The 20,605-nt window shown below is 64.9% G+C and carries 15 protein-coding genes; 11 read left to right on the forward strand and 4 right to left on the reverse strand.

The features are described from left to right. Positions 1-84 precede the first annotated feature (84 nt). From ACWKV7_RS17635 to thrC, 3 genes are all read left to right on the forward strand, one after another. On the forward strand, positions 85-810 hold the full coding sequence (locus ACWKV7_RS17635; protein ID WP_483859001.1) for a DsbC family protein: 726 nt from the start codon (positions 85-87) through the stop codon (positions 808-810). Between the two features lie 109 nt (positions 811-919). After that, entirely contained in the window at positions 920-2,224 is a 1,305-nt protein-coding gene (locus ACWKV7_RS17640) for a homoserine dehydrogenase (RefSeq protein WP_483859002.1), read from the forward strand. Positions 2,225-2,319: 95 nt separating this feature from the next. After that, positions 2,320-3,744 carry a threonine synthase gene (gene thrC, locus ACWKV7_RS17645; RefSeq protein ID WP_483859003.1) on the forward strand — a complete coding sequence of 475 codons (1,425 nt, stop codon included), beginning with the start codon at positions 2,320-2,322 and terminating at the stop codon, positions 3,742-3,744. A 64-nt stretch (positions 3,745-3,808) separates the two neighbouring features. Here the strand turns inward: thrC and ACWKV7_RS17650 are convergent, their stop codons facing one another. Beyond that, positions 3,809-4,072, reverse strand: coding sequence for a hypothetical protein (locus tag ACWKV7_RS17650; RefSeq protein WP_483859004.1), 264 nt, complete (start codon positions 4,070-4,072; stop codon positions 3,809-3,811). A gap of 97 nt (positions 4,073-4,169) precedes the next feature. On the opposite strand from ACWKV7_RS17650, the gene ACWKV7_RS17655 reads away from it, so the two are divergent. After that, the gene (locus tag ACWKV7_RS17655; RefSeq protein ID WP_483859005.1) at positions 4,170-4,436 is read left to right on the forward strand and encodes a ribosomal protein L7/L12; all 267 of its coding nucleotides are present in this window, start codon (positions 4,170-4,172) and stop codon (positions 4,434-4,436) included. Positions 4,437-4,446: 10 nt separating this feature from the next. Here ACWKV7_RS17655 and ACWKV7_RS17660 read toward each other — a convergent pair whose 3' ends face one another. Further along, positions 4,447-5,643 carry a CaiB/BaiF CoA transferase family protein gene (locus tag ACWKV7_RS17660; protein WP_483859006.1) on the reverse strand — a complete coding sequence of 399 codons (1,197 nt, stop codon included), beginning with the start codon at positions 5,641-5,643 and terminating at the stop codon, positions 4,447-4,449. Between the two features lie 304 nt (positions 5,644-5,947). On the opposite strand from ACWKV7_RS17660, the gene bacA reads away from it, so the two are divergent. From bacA to ACWKV7_RS17695, 7 genes are all read left to right on the forward strand, one after another. After that, positions 5,948-6,565, forward strand: a complete 618-nt coding sequence (bacA, locus tag ACWKV7_RS17665) for a biofilm formation regulator BacA (RefSeq protein ID WP_483859007.1) — start codon at positions 5,948-5,950, stop codon at positions 6,563-6,565. 15 nt (positions 6,566-6,580) lie between these two features. Further along, a complete protein-coding gene (locus ACWKV7_RS17670) occupies positions 6,581-7,276 on the forward strand; it encodes a PspA/IM30 family protein (protein ID WP_483859008.1) in 696 nt (231 codons plus the stop codon). A 65-nt stretch (positions 7,277-7,341) separates the two neighbouring features. Next, the gene (locus ACWKV7_RS17675) at positions 7,342-7,980 is read left to right on the forward strand and encodes a hypothetical protein (RefSeq protein ID WP_483859009.1); all 639 of its coding nucleotides are present in this window, start codon (positions 7,342-7,344) and stop codon (positions 7,978-7,980) included. A 36-nt stretch (positions 7,981-8,016) separates the two neighbouring features. Further along, on the forward strand, positions 8,017-10,047 hold the full coding sequence (locus tag ACWKV7_RS17680; RefSeq protein ID WP_483859010.1) for a hypothetical protein: 2,031 nt from the start codon (positions 8,017-8,019) through the stop codon (positions 10,045-10,047). A gap of 139 nt (positions 10,048-10,186) precedes the next feature. After that, a complete protein-coding gene (locus tag ACWKV7_RS17685) occupies positions 10,187-15,445 on the forward strand; it encodes a DNA repair ATPase (RefSeq protein ID WP_483859011.1) in 5,259 nt (1,752 codons plus the stop codon). Between the two features lie 50 nt (positions 15,446-15,495). After that, positions 15,496-16,002, forward strand: a complete 507-nt coding sequence (locus ACWKV7_RS17690) for a rhomboid family intramembrane serine protease (RefSeq protein ID WP_483859036.1) — start codon at positions 15,496-15,498, stop codon at positions 16,000-16,002. Positions 16,003-16,103: 101 nt separating this feature from the next. Beyond that, positions 16,104-16,793: a phospholipase D-like domain-containing protein gene (locus ACWKV7_RS17695; RefSeq protein ID WP_483859012.1), complete on the forward strand. Its 690-nt coding sequence runs from the start codon at positions 16,104-16,106 to the stop codon at positions 16,791-16,793. Between the two features lie 146 nt (positions 16,794-16,939). Here ACWKV7_RS17695 and ACWKV7_RS17700 read toward each other — a convergent pair whose 3' ends face one another. Together ACWKV7_RS17700 and ACWKV7_RS17705 are read right to left on the reverse strand one after the other, a co-directional pair. Next, positions 16,940-19,546: an SNF2-related protein gene (locus ACWKV7_RS17700; RefSeq protein WP_483859013.1), complete on the reverse strand. Its 2,607-nt coding sequence runs from the start codon at positions 19,544-19,546 to the stop codon at positions 16,940-16,942. A 106-nt stretch (positions 19,547-19,652) separates the two neighbouring features. Continuing rightward, positions 19,653-20,525 (reverse strand): helix-turn-helix domain-containing protein, encoded by an 873-nt coding sequence (locus ACWKV7_RS17705; RefSeq protein WP_483859014.1) that lies wholly within the window; start codon positions 20,523-20,525, stop codon positions 19,653-19,655. Between the last annotated feature and the right edge of the window lie 80 nt (positions 20,526-20,605).

A 20,605-nucleotide genomic window follows, 5' to 3' on the forward strand; every position in this document is an offset into this window, starting at 1 on the left:
CGCGCCGCCGCGCATGTGCGCCAGGGCATCTATGGTAGGCTGTGGAATCCGCTCTACCGTCTGCGGCCCGATCCAGGAGACCCCATGTATTTGCCCCGATTCTTCGCTGCCGCGGCGCTCAGCCTGGCGAGCAGCATCGTCCTTGCTGCCGACCCCGAGCAGGCCATCCGCAGTTCCCTGCAGTCGCTGAAAAACGACCTGCCCATCGAAGCGATCGCCGAAAGCCCGATGGAGGGCCTGTACCAGGTCCAGCTCAAGGGTGGTCGGGTGCTCTATGCCAGTGCCGACGGTCAGTTCATCCTGCAGGGCTACCTGTTCCAGTTCCGCGACGGCAATGCCGTCAACCTGACCGAGCAGGCCGAGAGCCGTTCCATCGCCAAGGAAGTCAATGCGCTGCCGAAGAGCGAGCTGGTGGTGTTCGCGCCCAAGAACCCGAAGACCCATATCACCGTTTTCACCGACACTGATTGCGGCTACTGCCAGAAGCTGCATAGCGAAGTCGCGGAGCTCAATCGGCTCGGCGTCGAGGTGCGCTACGCGGCGTTTCCGCGCCAGGGCATCGGTTCCCATGGCTACAACACCATGGTCAGCGTCTGGTGCTCGTCCGACCGCCAGGCCGCGATGAACAAGGCCAAGGCGCGCCAGGAGCTTCCGGCCGCCGAATGCCAGAACCCGGTAGCCGAGCAGTACCAGCTGGGCCAGATGATCGGTGTGCAGGGTACGCCGGCCATCGTTCTGGCCAACGGACAACTGATCCCCGGCTACCAGCCGGCGCCACAATTGGCGAAGATCGCGCTGGAAGCCAAGTAAGTAGAGCGTTCTGGCGGATTGACTAACAAGGAGCCGCTTCGTAATGTGCGGCTCTTTCTGTGGCCGGGCATGCCCGGCCGCTTTTTGCCGTGAAAATGGGAGTTTCAGCGTGAAACCGGTCAAAGTGGGCATCTGTGGGTTGGGCACCGTCGGAAGCGGCGCCTTCAACGTACTCAAACGCAACGCCGAGGAGATTGCCCGCCGTGCCGGGCGCGGTATTGAAGTTGCACAGATCGCCATGCGCCGGACCAACCCGAAGTGCGACATCGGCACCACGGCAGTGACCGCCGATATCTTCACCGTCGCGGAAAATCCCGACATTGATATCGTCGTCGAGCTGATCGGTGGCTATACGTTGGCCCGAGAACTGGTGCTCAAGGCTATCGACAACGGCAAGCACGTGGTCACTGCGAACAAGGCGCTGATCGCCGTGCACGGCAACGAAATCTTCGCCAAGGCCCGCGAGAAGGGCGTGATCGTCGCCTTCGAGGCGGCGGTGGCTGGCGGTATCCCGGTGATCAAGGCCATCCGCGAGGGCCTGGCCGGCAATCGCATCAACTGGGTCGCCGGCATCATCAATGGCACCGGCAACTTCATCCTCACCGAAATGCGCGAGAAAGGCCGCACCTTCGGCGATGTGCTGAAGGAGGCCCAGGAGCTGGGCTATGCCGAGGCCGATCCGACTTTCGATGTGGAAGGCATCGATGCCGCGCACAAGCTGACCATCCTGGCGTCCATCGCCTTCGGCATTCCGCTGCAGTTCGACAAGGCCTACACCGAAGGCATCGCCAAGCTGACCACTGCCGACGTGAACTACGCCGAGGCCCTGGGTTATCGCATCAAGCACCTGGGTGTGGCGCGCAGTACCGCGAGCGGCATCGAGTTGCGCGTGCATCCGACGCTGATTCCCGCTGATCGGCTGATCGCCAATGTGAACGGCGTAATGAACGCTGTGATGGTCAACGGCGATGCGGTTGGCTCGACCCTTTATTACGGTGCCGGTGCCGGCATGGAGCCGACCGCCTCGGCGGTGGTTGCCGACCTGGTGGACGTGGTGCGCGCGATGACCTCCGATCCGGGCAATCGTGTACCTCACCTGGCCTTCCAGCCAGATGCGCTGTCCGACCACCCGATCCTCTCGATCAGCGAATGCGAGAGCGCCTACTACCTGCGCATCCAGGCCAAGGATCATCCCGGCGTGCTGGCCCAGGTGGCGACCATTCTGTCCGAGCGCGGCATCAACATCGAATCGATCATGCAGAAGGAAGTGGAAGAGCACGATGGTCTGGTGCCGATGATTCTCGTGACCCATCGGGTGATCGAGAGTCGTATCGACGACGCCATCGCCGCCCTGGAAGCGCTGGCCGATGTGGTTGGCAAGGTCGTGCGCATCCGCGTGGAACAACTCAATTAACCGCAGCGGCGGGCGAGAGGCGATAGGCGGCGAGCGGCTCAGGCCCGCTCGGCGCTTCGCTCGGCGCTTGCGGCTCGAAGCGAAGGTTTGAAGAAATGCGCTATATCAGCACCCGTGGCCAGGCTCCTGCCCTCAATTTCGAAGACGTACTGCTCGCCGGCCTGGCCAGCGATGGCGGCCTCTACGTGCCGGAAAACCTGCCGCGCTTCACCCAGGAAGAGATCGCTTCCTGGGCTGGCCTGCCGTACCACGAGCTGGCCTTCCGCGTGATGCGCCCGTTCGTCGCCGGCAGTATTGGCGATGCCGACTTCAAGAAGATTCTCGAGGAAACCTACGCGGCCGGCTCAGGTGGCGTGTTCGCCCACAACGCCGTGGCGCCGCTGCGTCAGCTCAACGGCAACGAGTGGGTCATGGAGCTGTTCCACGGCCCGACTCTGGCCTTCAAGGACTTTGCCCTGCAGTTGCTGGGGCGCCTGCTCGACCACGTGCTGAGCAAGCGCGGCGAGCGGGTGGTGATCATGGGTGCCACCTCCGGTGACACCGGCTCGGCGGCCATCGAAGGCTGCAAGGCCTGCGAGCACGTCGACATCTTCATCATGCACCCGCACAACCGCGTGTCCGAGGTGCAGCGCCGGCAGATGACCACCATCCTCGGCGAGAACATCCACAACATCGCCATCGAAGGCAACTTCGACGACTGCCAGGAGATGGTCAAGGCCAGCTTTGCCGATCAGGGCTTCCTCAAGGGTACTCGTCTGGTGGCGGTCAACTCGATCAACTGGGCGCGCATCATGGCCCAGATCGTCTACTACTTCCACGCCGCCCTGCAGCTGGGTGGTCCGGCGCGGTCTGTGGCCTTCTCAGTGCCGACCGGCAACTTCGGCGACATTTTCGCCGGCTACCTGGCGCGCAACATGGGCCTGCCGATCAGCCAGCTGATCGTCGCCACCAATCGCAACGACATCCTCCATCGCTTCATGAGCGGCAACCAGTACGTCAAGGACACCCTGCACCCGACCCTGTCGCCGTCCATGGACATCATGGTTTCGTCGAACTTCGAGCGCTTGCTGTTCGACCTGCACGGCCGCAACGGCACGGCTATCGCCAACCTGATGGACAGCTTCAAGCAGGGCGGCGGCTTCAGTGTCGAGCAAGACCGCTGGACCGAGGCGCGCAAGCTGTTCGACTCCCTGGCGGTCAATGATGAGCAGACCTGCGAGACCATCACCGAGGTGTACAAGGAGTGCGGCGAGCTGCTCGACCCGCACACCGCCATCGGCGTGCGTGCCGCTCGCGAGTGCCGCCGCAGCCTGTCCATCCCCATGGTCACCCTGGGCACCGCGCACCCGGTCAAGTTCCCGGAAGCGGTGGAGAAGGCCGGTATCGACGCGGTGCCGGCCCTGCCGCCGCACCTGGCCGACCTGTTCCAGCGTGAGGAACGCTACACGGTACTGGCCAACGACTTGAAAACTGTGCAGCAGTTCGTCGCCGCCCACGGCAATCGCGGCAAGCCGCTCTGAGTAGTTGATCGTTCGACCCAGGGGCCCGCCGGCAAACCGCGCGGGCTTTTTTTATGCGCCTCATTCAGTGGGCGATCAGTAGATAGACGATCACCATGATGAAGATGAACAGCGCCCAGATGAGCCCGTTGCGCACGCTTTGTGCGATCACCGCTGCTCCGCGCGTGCGGATCGGCGGGTTGTTCTCCAGGTAGTCGCTCAGCGCCTGCTTGGTTTCGTCGTCGCTCGCCGGGTGATGCTCCTGCAGTAGCCGTGCGGCTTCCGCGGTGTCGCCTCGTTGCAGGGCGGCGATGACGTCGGGCGGCAGCGCCCTGTGCGGTCTGTTCATGTGGCCTCCTTCATGGGTTGGGCAGCGATCCCGGGCGGGCGTTTCATGAAATTCTGCAGCTACGCTGGAGAAATGAATCGCATGGCGCGAGGCGCAAATGAAGCAGCAAACCGAACTGCCCCTGGAGGTGATCTCGGCCTTGGAGCAGGGGCGCAAGATCGAAGCGATCAAGTTACTGCGCGAAGGTACTGGCCTGGGACTGAAGGAGGCCAAGGACGAAGTGGAGCGCTATCTGCGCGAGCATCCGCAGAGCCGCTCGCGCTTCCAGAGCGCCACGACCGAAAGCAATCGCCGCGGTTTGCTCTGGCTGATGCTGGTCGTGGCTGTGGTGCTGAGCTTCCTGCTGTTCGGCGGCAAGACCTGAGCTGGGCTTGCTAGATGGCTCCCTGCTCGCGCAGCTCGGCGATCTGTTGGGCGGTGTAGCCCAGTCCGGCGAGCAGTTCCGTGTTGTGTTGGCCCAGCTCCGGTCCGATCCACTCGGCGCTGCCGGGTGTCTCCGACAGCTTGGGCACGATGCCGGGCATCCTGAAGGGCTTGCCGTCCGGTAGCTTCGCGGAGAGGAGCATCTCGCGGGCAAGGAATTGCGGGTCGGTGAACATGTCTTCAGCGGAGTAGATGCGACTGGCCGGTACTTCGGCACGTATGAGCGTTTCCAGGACCTGTTCCAGGGGCAGGCTGCCGACCCAGCGGTCGATCACTCCATAGAGTTCGTCGCGGCGTGCGTCCCGGCCGTCGTTGCTGGCTAGTTGCGGATCGTCGGCCAGGTCGGTCCGACCGATGGCGGCCATGAAGCGGCGGAATATAGCATCGCCGTTGGCGCCGATCTGGATGTGCTTGCCATCGGCGCTGGTATGGATGGAAGAGGGCGTGATGCCGGGCATGATGTTGCCCGTGCGCTCGCGAACGAAGCCGAACACGTCGAACTCCGGCACCAGCGATTCCATCATGGCGAATACTGCTTCATAGAGCGCTACGTCTACTACCTGGCCCGTTCCGCCGCCGACTTCGCGGTGCCGCAGCGCCATCAGGGCGCCGATCACGCCCCAGAGGGCGGCGATGGAATCGCCGATGGAAATCCCGGTGCGCACCGGCGGACGGTCCTCGAAGCCGGTGATGTAGCGCAGCCCGCCCATGGATTCGCCCACTGCGCCGAAGCCGGGTTGATCCTTTAGCGGGCCGCTCTGGCCGAAGCCGGAAAGACGCACCATGACCAGCCTGGGGTTCAGTTCGTGCAGAACGTCCCAGCCCAGGCCGAGTTTTTCCAGCACGCCGGGGCGAAAGTTCTCGATCAGGATGTCCGTCTCGCCTAGCAGCTTCAGCAGGATGGCTCTGCCCTCGGGGTGCTTGAGGTTGAGGGTCAGAGACTTCTTGTTGCGGGCCTGGACGAACCACCACAGCGAGGTGCCCTCGTACAGCTTGCGCCATTTGCGCAGCGGGTCGCCGCCATCGGGGGATTCGACCTTGATCACCTCGGCGCCGAATTCCGCGCAGATGCGCGAGGCGAACGGGCCGGCGATCAGGGTGCCGAGTTCGATGACTTTGAGGCCGGCGAGGGGTTTGCTGCTGCTCATGGAAGCTCCGCGGCTGGATCGGGCCGCTAAGCCTATTCCATTGCCGGCGGCTTTGTCCCGTTGTAAGCCATTGGCTAGCATGACCCGAAATGCGACAGGGTTGGCGCTCTTGTCGGGAACTTCTGCGGTTTAATCCGCGCGGCGAAAGGATGCGCGGCTCCACCCTCCGGTTTTGTCTCCCGCTATAGTTCCTTCAGCTCGAATCATGGCTCGATGCCATTGCGCATCGTTTTGGCTTTGACTTATTCGGAATTTGTTACATGTAAGTCTTGCTGCATTACATGTGATGAACTAATCTGCCACCATGCACAGCAAATCATCGGCTCACTATCAACGCCTCTATCGCCAGCGCCTGCGTGAGCAGGGCCTGGTGAAGAAGGAAGTATGGATACGCCCCGAGCATGCCCAGGCGCTCGGGGCGATTGAACGGAAACTGCGCCAGCCTCACGTAGAGCTGGCTTCGATGGAGAAGGAGGTAGAAATGAACATGCCGCAGATATGGACGGCAGCCGCGCTGTACGAGGCATTGGCGGAGACCGAGCTGTTCGGCAATGGGCAGGCCAGCATCGAGTTGCTGCAGGGCGCAGAGTCGAGCCTGCACGTGACGATGCGCGAGTATGGGGATCTTCCTGTGTTCATCGCCGTGTTCGGCGAGCAGATCATCGTCGAGTCGGTGCTCTGGCCGCAGGCGGACGTAAGCGATGTGGCTGCGTTCAACGAAGAGGTGCTTCGTACCCACAAGCTCTTCCCGCTGTCCAGCATCGGCCTGGAAACCTTTGACGGGCAGTCCTGCTACACCATGTTCGGCGCGCTGAGCGCGTCCTCGACCCTGGCCGACGTGCAGTTCGAGATCGAGATGCTCGCTGACAACGTGATCAAGGCCACCGAAGCCTACGAAGGCTTCCTCAAGGCCAGTGCCTAACCGGAGGAGTTTCCCATGAATGTTTGGAGCAAGATGCTGACGGCCCTGCGTGGCGGTGCCAACGAGATGGGCGAGGCGGTGGTGGACAGCCAGGCGCTGCGTATCCTCGACCAGGAAATCCGCGACGCGGACCTGGAGCTGCGCAAATCCAAGGAAGCCTTGGCTGAAATCATGGCCAAGCAGAAGCTGGCCAGCGAGCGAGTTGGCAAGGGCGAGGCGAAGATCGCCGAGTACGAACAGTACGCGCTCAAGGCCCTCGAGTCCGGCAACGAAGCCCTGGCGACGGAAGTGGCCGAGAAGATCGCCGCTCTGGAATCCGAGCTGGCTAGCGAGCGCGAGCAGGCCGAAGGCTATGCCGCCAGCGTGGCGAAGCTGCGCAAGGCGGTTGCCCAGGCCGAAGGCAACATCAAGCGCATGAAGCAGCAGGTGGACACCGTCAAGGCCACCGAGAGCGTGCAGAAGGCGCAGATGGCCGTGGCCCAGCGCTACGGTGGCTCCCAGGCCAAGCTGCAGACTGCCGTCGAGTCGCTGGAGCGCATCAAGCAGAAGCAGGCCGAGCGTGCGGCAAAGATGGAAGCCAGCGAAGAGCTGGCCGAGTCGACCGCCCAGGACGACTCGCTGGAAACCAAGCTGCGCGCTGCCGGCATCGTGCCGGACAGCAGCAGCGCCGGCAGCGTACTGGCGCGACTGAAAGAAAAAGCCAAGTCCTGATCCGTCAGGCGACAACGGCGGGGCCTTTGGGCCTCGCCTGATCTTCATCCAGGGATGTGAGCGCGATGGAAGTTTTCCTGCAGACGGCACTGTCGTTTCCCACGGCGCTGTTCAGTTTCCTGTTGTGCGTGGCCGTCTTCTACTGGCTCATCGTGGTGCTCGGCGGGCTCGATATCGACCTGCTGGACGTCGATGCCGACGCAGTGACCGAGGGCGGACAGACCGAAGGGTTGGCCGGGCTACTGACCAAGCTGAACCTCAATGGCGTGCCGGTCACGCTGGTGCTTACGCTGCTGTTTTTCTTCGCGTGGTTCTTCAGTTACTTCGTCGAACTGTGGGTGATGAGCCAGCTCCCGCTGGGTCTGCTGCGCTATCCGTTGGGCGTGGTGGTGGCATTCGCCGTGCTGTTGCCGGCGGTGCTGATCAGCTCGGCGATCTGCCGGCCGCTGCGCCCGCTATTCCACAAGCTCGAGGCTACCAGCAGCAAGAGCGTGCTCGGCCAGACGGCGGTGGTGCGCAGTGGCAAAGTCACGCTGACCCATGGCGAGGCTGTGCTCGAAGACGGTGGCGCGGGCCTGATCCTGCGTGTACGTGCCGATGAGGCTCGTGGTTTCAAGCGCGGCGATCGCGTCGTGCTGTTGGAGTACCTGAAGGCCGAGCACGCCTATCGGGTCATTACCGAAGATGAGTTTAGGAACGTCTGATCCCGGCTCACTCAGAATCAAAGGAGATTGATTTCGATGAATATAGCGACTTTGCTGCCACTCCTGATGGGGGCTGGCCTGGTCATTCTGGTGATCGTGGGTCTGCTGGCGCTGTTCAAGGCGTTCTACATCAAGGTCCCGCAGGGCACCGCGCTGATCGTCAACGACATGTCGTCGACGCCCAAGGTGCATTTCACCGGCGCCCTGGTCTACCCGGTCATCCACCTCAAGGAGTTCATGAAGATCTCCCTGATCACGCTGGAAGTCGACCGCCGCGCCAAGGACGGGCTGATCTGCCGCGACAACATGCGCGCCGACATCACCGTGGCTTTCTACCTGCGCGTTAACGAAACCCAGGAAGACGTACTCAAGGTGGCCAAGGCCATCGGCGTGGACCGCGCTTCCGACCGCGCGGCGGTCAACGAGCTGTTCAACGCCAAGTTCTCCGAGGCGCTGAAGACCGTGGGCAAGCAATTCGACTTCGTCCAGCTGTTCGAGAACCGCCAGGACTTCCGCGACAGAATCGTCGAAGTGATCGGCAACGACCTCAACGGCTACGTGCTGGAAGACGTCGCCATCGACTACCTGGAACAAACTGCCAAAAACTCCCTCGACCCGAGCAACATTCTCGACGCCGAGGGTATCCGCAAGATCACCCAGCTGACCGCTGCGCAGAACGTCATCACCAATGAGCTGGAGCGCAACGAAGAGCTGGCGATCAAGAAGAAGAACGTCGAGACCCGCGAAGCGACCCTCGCCCTGGAGCGCCAGCAGGCCGATGCCGAGGCACGGCAGAAGCGTGAGATCGAAACCATTCGCGCCCGCGAGCAGGCCGAGACCATCAAGGTGCAGGAAGAGGAGCGCTGGAAGGCCGAACAGGCACGCATCCAGTCTCAACAGGAAATCGAAGTGCGCGAGGAAAACCGCCAGCGCGAGGTGGAGGTTGCCCAGCAGAACCGCCAGCGTGCCGTGGTCATCGAGGTGGAAAAGGTTACCCGTGCCAAGGACCTGGAAGTGGTCGCTCGCGAGCGCGAAGTAGAGCTGCAGCGCATCGAGAAGGAAAAGGCGCTGGAAGAAGAGCGCAAGAACATCGCCACCGTGATCCGCGAGCGCGTCGCCGTGGAGAAGACCGTGGCCCAGGAAGAAGAGCGCATCAAGGAAGTTCGCGAGGTCTCCGAGGCCGAGCGCATGAAGCAGGTCGTGGTGCTGCAGGCCCAGGCCGAAGCCGAGCAGGAGCTGGTGCGCCAGGTCAAGCAGGCCGAAGCCGACGAGACCCGCTCCAAGCACAAGGCGGTGGAAATCAATACCCTGGCCCAGGCAGAGCTGGAAGCAGCGGCCAAGCAGGCCGAGGCCAAGAAGAAAATGGCCGAGGGTATCGAAGCCGAGCGCGCCGCGCCCGGTCTGGCCGATGCCAAGGTGCGTGAAGTCACCGCGGCGGCCAAGGAGAAAGAAGGTCTGGCCGAAGCGCGTGTCGAGGCCGAGCGCCTGATCGCCGAAGCCAAGGGCGAGCAGGAGAAAGGTCTGGCCGAGGCGCGTGTCATCGAGGCCCAGGCCGCGGCGAAGGAGAAGGACGGCCTGGCCGAAGCCAAGGTGCTGGAAGAGAAACTCACTGCCCAGGCACGCGGCGAAGAGCAGCTTGGCGTGGCCAAGGCCAAGGCGACCAAGGACCTGGGTTCTGCCGAAGCGCAGATCCTGCTGGAGCGCCTGAACGCCGAGGCCGAAGGCCTGGGCAAGAAGTTCGGTGCCCTGGATGCCCTCAGCGACAGCGCTCGCGCCCACGAGGAATTCCGCATGCAGCTGGAGAAGAACTTCGAGGAAGCCATGGCCGCCATCGCAGCCAACAAGGACATCGCCAAGGAGCAGGCCGAAGTGCTTTCCGCCGCGCTGTCCAAGGCGAAGATCGAGATCGTCGGTGGCGAAGGCGACTTCTTCAACTCCTTCGCCAAGTCCCTCTCGGTGGGCAAGGCCATCGAAGGCGTGGTCGGCAAGAGCCCGGTGGTCCAGGACGTGCTGTCGCGCCTGATGACTGGCAAGGCGCCGGAGCCCAAGGTCGACGCGGGAATCTGAATTCCGCTGACGTAACCCTCTGCGGGCCGGCAGGGTGGCGCTCGCCGCCCTGCCCAGGCCTGGCCGCTGCTTCGGCGGCCAGGCCAACCGTTTCTCTTCTCCCCGTCGAAGACGTTCCCCCGATTCAGGAAGACTCAGCATGTCGGACGTTCAAGCCGAAACCCGCGAACAGGACGCACTGGACAAGGCCGTCGCCGAAGGCGGCGCCTACGAGGTGCTGCACAAGCGCCTGTTGGAGCAGGGCCAGCGCCTCAAGCAGACCACCGACGGGCTGAATGCCCAGCGCCTGGAGGAGTTCGGCAGCAGCCAGATGGCGGTGACCGGGCGGGTGCGCATCCGCACCGAGAACAACTGCATCGCCCGAGACATCGTGCAGGTCGGCGACTGCCTGCTGTTCGGCTACAACGTCTTTCTCGGCCTGAAGAAGGAGACGCGCGTCGAGGACGTGTTTTCCCTGTACCGGCTCAGCGAGCAGGAAGAAGGCTACGAGGCCGAGCCGTTGCCGCTGCAAGGCAGTTTCCTCGGCAATGCCAGCTTCGTGCAGGACTTCAACGAGCTGTACACCTATTACAAGAACACCCGCCTGCTGCAACTGATGGTGCGCGACAGCAAGCTGCTGGCCAGCTTCCAGATCGGCGAGCGCATCAGCGACGTGCGGGTGTTCCGCTGGTCGATTTCCACCGACGGCAAGGAAATCCGCTACATCGACAACCGCGGCGAGCGCGATATCGCGCTGCCGGCGCCGTTCGACTTCGAGTGGCAGAAGACCAGCCGCGAGATGGTGGTCAACGGCCGCCATCCGCACCTGAATATCCTCGATACCGTATTCGTCGAGACCATCGGCGGCGACCTCACCATCAAGGTGGAGAACAACACTGAGGACGGCCTGGGCATCTACCGCGAGCCGGTGGTGGACAAGACCCAGTCACTGGATGACGCGCAGATCGAGTTCGCCAAGCTCGGCAGCCTGATCCTGCTCAAGGTGTTGCCGTATCGCGAGGAACAGTGGCGCTACCTGGTATTCAACTGCCTGACCCGCAAGGTCGAGCGCATCGACGCCATCGGCCTGGCCTGCGTGCAGCTGCCGGAGGACCACGGGATCATCTTCCCCGGCGGTTACTACCTGCAGAACGGCGAATACAAGACCTTCGAGCAGCCGATGGACGGCATGCGCTTCAAGCGCGCGGTGCGCTCGCCCAACGGCGAGGACGTGCTGTACATCTTCTACCAGCCGGAAGAGGGCCGCTCCGCGCTGTTTACCTACAACCTGATCAACCGCCAGTTGCAGAACCCGATCTTCGGCCACGGCTACGCGCGGCTGGAAGACGGGCGCATGGTCATCTTCGCCGCCGAGGGCAGCGAGCCGACCCGCGTGCACCCGATGCAGATCTGGCAGACGCCCTATTGCAGCGACGAGTTCGCCGCCCGCCAGCCGGCGAAGAACAGCTTCTTCGGCCGCATCGGCAATGCCGAGCTGGTGCGCGGGGTGTCCGATCTCTACAACCTATCCCGCGAAATCGAGGCGCCGGCGGTTTCCGTGCAGCGCTACAGCCAGCTGTGCCAGGACGTGCGCCGCCTGTTCGATGCCTACCACTGGCTGGGCGATGCGCAGAGCGGCGGATTGGCGCCGTTGCTGCGGGAAATCGCCGCCACCGGCGAACTGGTGCTCGACGAGTTCGAGAAGGTCGAGAGCATTCGCCGGCAATCGGCCCAGGCCATGGCCACCGCGCAGACCCGGCAGAAGACGCTGCTCGACGGCCTGCTGGTGGACAGCTGGGATGAAGTGCAGTCCTTCGTCGACGCGCTGAACCAGCTCACTGCCCAGCGCGGCCAACTGCTGACCATCCGCGACTACCGCTACATCGACGTGGCGCGCATCGATGCCATGGAAGCCGAGCTGCTCGCCGCCCACGAGCGGGTAGCCGCCGGCACCGCGCGCTTCCTCGCCGCCCCACAGGCCCTGCAGCCGTTCGCCGAGCGCCTGGGCAAGCTCGACGGCGAGGCGCAGAAGGCTGAAAGCGTGGCCCAGCTCAACGAGCCGTTGGGCGCCATGCAGGCGATGGCCGGCGACCTGGACATGCTCTCCTCGCTGATGGCCTCGCTGAAGATCGACGACGCCACCCAGCGCACCCAGATCGTCGAGTCGATTTCCGAGATCTATGCCCGCCTGAACCAGGCCAAGGCCCGTGCCGAGCAGCGCCGCAAGGGTCTCGGCTCGGCGGAGACCGTGGCCCAGTTCGGTGCCCAGTTCAAGCTGTTCAGCCAGGGCATCACCAATGCACTGGCCATGGCCCAGGACCCGGAGCGCTGCGACGAGCAGCTGTCGCGCCTGCTGGTGCAACTGGAGGAGCTGGAGAGCCAGTTCGGCGATCACGAGCAGTTCCTCGGCGACATCCTGGCCAAGCGCGAGGAGCTGCTGGAAACCTTCGAGGCGCACAAGCAGGCGCTGCTCGACGAGCGTCAGCGCAAGGCGCAGGGCGTGCTCGACGCGGCCAAGCGCATCCTCGACGGGCTGGGCCGGCGCACCGCCAAGTTTACCCAGGCCGAGGAACTCAACGCGTTCTTCGCCGCCGATCCGCTGATCCTCAAGCTGCGCGAGATGGCCGAGCGCCTGCGCGAGCTGAAGGACAGCGTCAAGGCCGACGACGTCGAGGCGCGCCTGAAGGGCGCCCGCGACCAGGCGGTACGCGCGCTACGCGACAAGACCGAGCTGTTCGAAGAGGGCGGCAACGTCATCAAGCTCGGTCCGCGTCATCGCTTCAGCGTCAACAGCCAGGAGCTGGACCTGACGCTGATGCCGCGCGGCGACCAGCTCTACCTGCATCTGACCGGCACCGACTTTCTCGAGCCCTTGCAGAGCACCGAGCTGGAAGCGCTGCGCGACTACTGGCAGGTGTCGCTGGAGTCGGAAACGCCGCAGCTGTACCGCGCCGAGTACCTGGCCGGCCAGGCCCTGGCGGCGGCCGAAGCCGGTGCCGAGGGGCTGAGCCTGGAACTGCTCAAGCAGCAACTCGGCCAGCCGGAGGTGCTGGTCAAGACCCTGCGCGAGTTCGCCGCGCCGCGCTACAAGGAAGGCTACGAGAAAGGCATCCACGATCACGATGCCGCTGCCATCCTGGCCAAGCTGCTGCCGCTGCGCGAGAGCGCCGGGCTGCTGCACCATGGCGCGCTGCCCCGGGGTATCGCGGTGTTCTGCTGGAGCCACCTGCGTGGCGATGAGCACGCTGCGCAGTGGCCGGAGCGCGCCCGCAGCGCCTGGCATATCCAGCAACTGTTCGGCCGCCGCGACGGACTGCAGCAGCTGCAGCGGGAAATCGTCGCCGCCATGACCGCCTTCAGCGAGCGCGAGAGCCTGCCGGTGGCCGCCGAAGCCTTCGGCGAGGCCGCCGAGTACCTGGTCGCCGAACTGGCTGCCGAACGCCTCGAATTCACCTTCAGCAAGTACGCCCGGCAACTGCTCGACGGGCTCAAGACCCATCTGCAACAGGCGCGGGTCTGGGACGGCTACCAGGGCACCCTGGCGCGCCTGCGCGAGCGCCCGGCGGCGCAGTGGGCGCTGGTGGACAACTGGTTGCACGGCCTCTGCCATGCCGGCGAGTTCGCCGAGCTGGCGGCCTACATCCCCGAGGCCGTGGCCCTGGCGCTGCTGGCCGAGGACCTGCCCAAGCGCATCACCGAGGTCGACCTGCGCTTCACCGTCGACGAGCTGATGGGTGAGCACCCACGCATCCAGGAGCGCCGCCTGGTGCTGGCGGTGGACGACTTCTTCGCCCGCCTGCGGCTGCACCGCGAGCGCTTCCTGCCCGGCCTGCGCCGCTACCAGGCGCTGCGCCAGGAGGTCATCGCCCGCGAGCGCGAAGCCCTGCGCCTGGCTGAGTTCAAGCCGCGCCCGCTCAGCTCCTTCGTGCGCAACAAGCTGATCAACGATGTCTACCTCGGGGTGATCGGCGACAACCTGGCCAAGCAGATGGGCACCGTCGGGGAGAACAAGCGTACCGACCTGATGGGCCTGCTCATGCTCATCTCGCCGCCCGGCTACGGCAAGACCACCCTGATGGAATATGTGGCGCACCGTCTCGGCCTGATCTTCATGAAGATCAACGGCCCGGCGCTCGGTCATGAAGTCCGCTCGCTGGACCCGGCCCAGGCGCCGGATGCCACCGCCCGCCAGGAGCTGGAGAAGCTCAACCTGGCGCTGGAGATGGGCAACAACGTGATGCTGTATGTCGACGACATCCAGCACACCCACCCGGAGTTCCTACAGAAGTTCATCTCGCTATGCGACGGTACCCGGCGCATCGAGGGCGTGTGGAAGGGCAAGACCAAGACCTATGACATGCGCGGGCGCAAGTTCTGCGTGATCATGTCCGGCAACCCGTACACCGAGTCTGGCGACGTCTTCAAGATTCCCGACATGCTGGCCAACCGCGCCGATATCTATAACCTCGGCGATACCTTGAGCGGCATGCAGGAGGCGTTCAACCTCAGCTACATCGAGAACGCCCTGACCTCCAACCCGGTGCTGGCGCCGCTGGCCACCCGCGACATGGCGGACGTCTACCGCTTCATCGCCAAGCTCGAGGGCAAGCCGTTCTCCAGCAACGAGCTGTCCCACGGCTACAGCGGTGCGGAGATCAACGAGATCACCGCCACCCTGGAGCGCCTGGTGCAGGTGCGCGACGTGGTGCTCAAGGTCAACCAGCAGTACATCGCCAGCGCCGCCCAGGCCGACCAGTACCGCACCGAGCCGCCGTTCAAGCTGCAGGGCAGCTACCGCAACATGAACAAGATGGCGGAAAAGATTTCCTCGGTGATGAACGAAGCCGAGTTGCTGCAGCTGATCGCCGACCACTACCAAGGCGAATCGCAGCTGCTCACCACCGGTGCCGAGGAGAACCTGCTCAAGCTGGCCGAACTGCGCGGCAATATGACGGCCGAGCAAGCTGAGCGCTGGGCGCAGATCAAACGCGACTTCCTGCGCAACAAGGCCATGGGCGGCAGCGACACGGACGTCGGTGGACGCGTGGTGGCCCAACTCAACGACCTGGTGGAAGGCGTGCGCGGCCTCGGCAGTGCGCTCGACCGGCCGCCGGTCGAGCTGCCGCAACCCGCGGAGGTGCCGTGGAGCGAGCTGCTCGCCCGGCTGGACAAGCTGGAGAAGCTGGCGCCCCGTGTCGAGGTGGTCAACCAGCCGGCACCGGCCGTGCAGACGCTGCTGGAAAGCCTGGCCCATGCCTTGGAGAACAGCTTCCTGCCGCTGATCCGGGCAATGGACAAGAAGATCGATATCGACCTGCGCACCCATAATCGCATGCAGGACATCTCCACCCAGCTGAACGACCTGGGTCGCCTGCTCGGCCAGGAGCAGCGGCAGACGCCCGACGGCGACCCGTCGTGACCGCCTGGCTGGCGCCGCGGCTGCGCCTGCTGCTGGGCATCGCCGCGGTGATGCTGGCCTTGCAGGTGCTCAACAGCCTCAGCGGCAACGCCCTGAACGCCTGGGGCCTGTTGCCGCGTCACCTGCAGGGGTTACCCGGTATCCTCTTCGCGCCCTGGCTGCACGGCGGTTGGTTGCATTTGCTGAGTAACCTGCCCGGCCTGCTGGTGCTCGGCTGGCTGGCCATGCTCGGCTCGGTGCGCCAGTTCGTCTCCGCCAGCGCGGCGATCATCCTCGGCAGCGGCTTGCTGGTCTGGCTGTTCGGCCGCACCGCGTTTCATGTCGGCGCCAGCGGCTGGCTGTTCGGTCTCTGGGGCTACCTGCTGGCGAGGGCCTGGTTCCGCCGCAGCCTGCTCGACCTGCTGGTGGCCGTGCTGGTGCTGTTCTACTACGGCGGCTGGCTGTTCGGCCTGCTGCCGCGGCAAGGGGTGTCCTTCGAATACCATATCGCCGGCGCGGTCTGCGGCGTGCTTTACGCCGGCATGACGCGGAACCGGTTGACCATGGGGCAAGCGTAGGGGCGAATTCATTCGCCTTTCCCGGCTCCCTCAGGCGAATGAATTCGCCCTACAGTCGCGCGTGTCCCGGTGGGTTTCCAAGGGACAAACAAGGAGATGCAATGGACTTCAACCGCCTCGACCAGCAACTGCGCGACAGCCTGCTGGACCTCAAGCTCAGCAACGAAGAACGCGACGAGTTGCGCCAGCTCGGCAGCGAACTGGGCCCGGACCAGGTGCGCTACATGCGCAACCGCGCCTTTGCGCTGGTCCGTGAGCTGATCGCCGAGAATGCCGACAACACCGCGCCCACGCTGAAATGGCTGGAGCAGGTGATCAAGACCCTGGATATCAGCTCCGCGCCACAGCGCAGTGTGGCCAGCGCTCACTTCAGCCCCGGCGAAAGCTGTCGGCGCAAGGTCCGCGAGCTGTGTCGCCAGGCCCGGCGCAGCGTGGACATCTGTGTGTACACCATTTCCGACGACCAGTTGAGCGAAGAAGTCCTCGCTTGCCACCAGCGCGGCATCGCCGTGCGGGTGATCACCGACAACGAAAAGCAGTTCGATGAAGGCAGCGACATCCAATGGCTGCGCGGCAAGGGCGTGCCGCTGCGCATCGACGCCGGGCCGTTCCACATGCACCACAAGTTCGCCCTGTTCGATGGCCGCTGGCTGCTCAACGGCAGCTTCAACTGGACCCGCAGCGCCAGCACCGGCAACGAAGAGAATTTCCTGGTGACCGACGATGCCCATCTGGTCGGCGAGTACGGCCAGCAATTCGAACGGCTCTGGGTCAAGTTCGCCGGCAATTGAATGATGCAGCGCTTTGCGCTCCATGTTGGGCTTCGTATCTCAACCCGACCGTTATCCCCTTCGGTAGGTTGGCGTTGAGCGCAGCGAAGCCCAACAGGTGATCTGTCGGTCGCCTGTGAAGCATGGCCTGGTGAGAGCGCTCTAGGTCAGGCCAGCGGCGCAAACAGCGCGGCGATGTCGTCCTCGCTGATTTTCCATTCGCTACGGGCGCCGCCTTCCAGTACGTCGCGGGCGAGGTCGGCCTTGTGCTGCTGCAGTTGCTGGATCTTTTCTTCGACGCTGCCGCGGGCGATCAGCTTGTAGACGAACACCGGCTTGTCCTGGCCGATGCGGTAGGCGCGGTCGCTGGCCTGGGCTTCGGCAGCGGGGTTCCACCAGGGGTCGAAGTGGATCACGGTGTCGGCGGCGGTGAGGTTCAGGCCGCTGCCGCCGGCCTTCAGGCTGATCAGGAAGATCGGCAGCTTGCCGGCCTGGAATTCCTGTACCGGGGTGCGGCGGTCGCGGGTCTCGCCGGTGAGCAGGGCGTAGGGAATCTTGCGCCGCTGCAGTTCGGCCTGGATCAGCGCCAGCATGCCGGTGAACTGGGAGAACAGCAGGACCCGGCGGCCCTCGTCGAACAGTTCTTCGAGCATTTCCAGCAGGGTGTTCAGCTTGGCCGAGTGTTCGGCCTTGAGCGGCGCGTCCGGGTCCAGCAAGCGCAGGTCGCAACAGGCCTGGCGCAGGCGCAGCAGGGCTTCGAGAATGACGATCTGGCTGCGCCCGAGACCCTGGCGGTCGATCTCCTCGCGCACCTTGCGATCCATGGCCAGGCGCAGGGTCTCGTAGCGGTCGCGCTGGGCCTCGGTCAGCTCCACCCACTGGATGATTTCGGTCTTCGGCGGCAGTTCGCGCGCCACCTGTTCCTTGGTGCGGCGCAGCAGGAACGGGCGCACCCGGTCGTTGAGGTGGGCCAGGCGGCTGCGGTCGCCGTGCTTCTCGATGGGGGTGCGGTAGTCGCGGTTGAACGCCTTCTCGTTGCCCAGCCAGCCGGGCATGAGGAAGTGGAACAGTGACCACAGCTCGCCCAGGTGGTTTTCCAGTGGCGTGCCGCTCAGGCACAGGCGCTGGCGGGCGCTCAGCTCGCGTGCGGCCTGGGCCGCCTTGCTGCGGCTGTTCTTGATGTTCTGCGCTTCGTCGAGGATCAGCAGGTGGAAATCGTGCTTGGCCAGCTCCTTGAGGTCGCGCGGCAACAGGGCGTAGGTGGTCAGTAGCAAGTCGTAATCGCCGAGCCGGGCGAATGCCTCGCGCCGCTTGGCGCCATGCAGGGCCAGCACACGCAGGTCGGGGGCGAAGCGCGCCGCCTCGTCCTGCCAGTTGGGGATCAGGCTGGTGGGCATGACGATCAGCGCCGGGGCGTCGAGACGGCCGGCTTCCTTCTCGGCGAGAAGGTGGGCGAGGGTCTGCAGGGTCTTGCCCAGGCCCATGTCGTCGGCCAGCACGCCGCCGCAGCCGAGTTCGCGCAGGGCCTGCATCCAGGCCAGGCCGTCCAGCTGGTAGGGGCGCAGGGTGGCGTGCAGGCCGGTGGGTGCGGTCGGCGGGCGTTGCGGCAGGTCACGCATCTGCTGGGCGAACTGGCGCAACTGTTCGCCGCCCTGCCAGCGCAGCGGCAGGGCCGTCTCCAGGTCGAGCAGGCGGGCGGCGTCCGGCTTGCTCAGGCGCAGGCGGTCTTCGTTCCAGTCGGGCTCGCGGAAGTACAGTTCGGCGAGAGTGTGCAGCACGCCCTTGAGCCGGCCGAAGGGCAGCGCCACACGGCGGCCGTCCTGGCCGTCGCCGGGCAGCGGCACCAGCAGCAGTTCGTCGTCGCGGCGCTTGGCCAGGGCCTCCGGGGCCAGCAGCCAGGGGGTGTGGCGGATGCTATGGAGGATCACCGGCAGCAGGCTGATGCGCTGGCCGTCCACTTCGATACCCAGTTCCAGGTCGAACCAGTCCTGTCCGGGTTCCTCGTCGATCTCGGCGTACCAGCCCTCCACCTCCACCAGGTTGAAGTGGAAGCCCGGCTGCTGGTCGATGCGCCAGCCGCGTTCGCGCAATGCCGGAACACCTTCGCGGACGAAGCGCAACCAGGCGGCATCGTCGGCTTGTTCGTACATCTCGCCGCCGAGCTGGCGCAGGGCCTCGCTCTGCCGCAGGGCGACGCTGAAGCCAAATTCGCCGAGGCTGCGGCGCAAGGTCTCTTCGGCCTTCGGCTGGCGGCGGATGCGCAGTACCCGGCCGGGGCCGTCGGGCTTGAGCAGGTCGTTGGCCGGTTTGCCGAAGGCACGTTGTCCGTCGTAGAGAAAGCTCAGGGCGGCGCGGTGCTGGTACTGGTCGACCATGCGCCCGCGACGGGCGTCGTAGTGCACGCGGAAGTGGCTGCCGAGGGTGAGCAGCGGCTGTGGTTGCAGATCGTCGAGCAGCCGCTCCTCCGGCGGCGGTGCGACCTGTTGTTGCCGCTCCAGGGTGAGCAGGGCGGCGGCCACATGCTTGCAGTTGTAGTCGACCGGGCAGCTGCAATCGCCGTCCACTTGCCAGCCCTGGTCGTTGGCGTGCAGGTAAATGCGTTGCCGGTAGCGATTTCTGCCGCTGCCCTGGCATTCGGCAAGAATCACGCCATCGCCCACTTCCAGCAGGGTGACCCGCCCTTCCTTGGCGTAGACCTGGCCGCGCTGGAAGTAGCGATCGTCGAAGTCGAGCGCCCAGTCCTGCCAGCGCAAATGATGGATATCCAGCGGCATCAGTTCGACCGGCTGCGATATGGCAGTGAACTCGGCATTGGTTTTTCCAGCGAGAAAACAGCCGGAAATTCTCGCACGGTAAGGGGCGGCTGTGCAGCCCGCCGGTTCAATGGCGCAGGGCGGCGCGGTATTGCCCCGGCGTACCACCGTGGGCGGCGCGGAAGCGGTTGCTGAAGTGGCTGGCACTGGCGAAGCCGCAGGCCAGGGCGATATCGCCGAGCGGCAGGTCGCTGTGCGTCAGCAACTGGCGGGCACGGGCCAGGCGCCGGGCCAGCACGTAGCGGTGCGGCGGTACGCCGAAGCTGCTGCGGAACATGCGGGCGAAGTGATACTCGGACTGCGCGACTAGGCCGGCGAGCTGGCCCAGGCTCAACGGTTCGGCCAGATGACAGTCGATGTAGTCGCGCAATCGCTTGCGCTGCGCCGGCGCCAGGCCGCCCTTCAGGCGCAGGCCGTCGCGCCGGCCGGCCTGGCTGAGCAGGGCGTGATCGAGCAGCTCATGGGCCAGGCTGCTGGTCAGCAGGCGTTCGCCGGGCTCGCTCCAGTCGAGGTGGGTCAGCGCATGGAAGCGCGCCGCCTGGACCGGGTCGTCGAAGAAAGTGTCGTCGCGCAGTTGCAGCTCCCGCGGTTCGCGGTCGAGCAGGCGCACGGCGCCGAGGGCGAACTGTTCGGGGCTGACATAGAGGTGCAGGAAGCGAAAGCGGCCGTTGACCACCCACTGCGAGTCCTGCCCGGCGGGCAAGGTGCACAGCGCATTCGGATGGCCGCCCTGGTGGGGTCGGTCGCGGCGGAAGGTCTGCCAGCCGTTTTCCAGGTAGCAGGTCAGGGTGTGATGCGCCGGGTTGCTGTAGCTTGGGGCGTCCAGGCGGTTCTGCCAGAGCGCTGCGGCCAGGCCGTCGCCGAGGTCGGCGGCGCGCTCCAGGCTGGCGCGGGAACGGCTGAGGGCTTGGAAGACCTGGTGTTGTTCGGGCTGGGACATGGCGCGCTCCTCCTGGCGGCATGCTACGCCAGTGCCCGGCCCTTGCCAGCCCCGGGCCGGCGAAAAGCGCAAGTTCGTGC

This window comes from Zestomonas ipomoeae, from assembly GCF_057128665.1.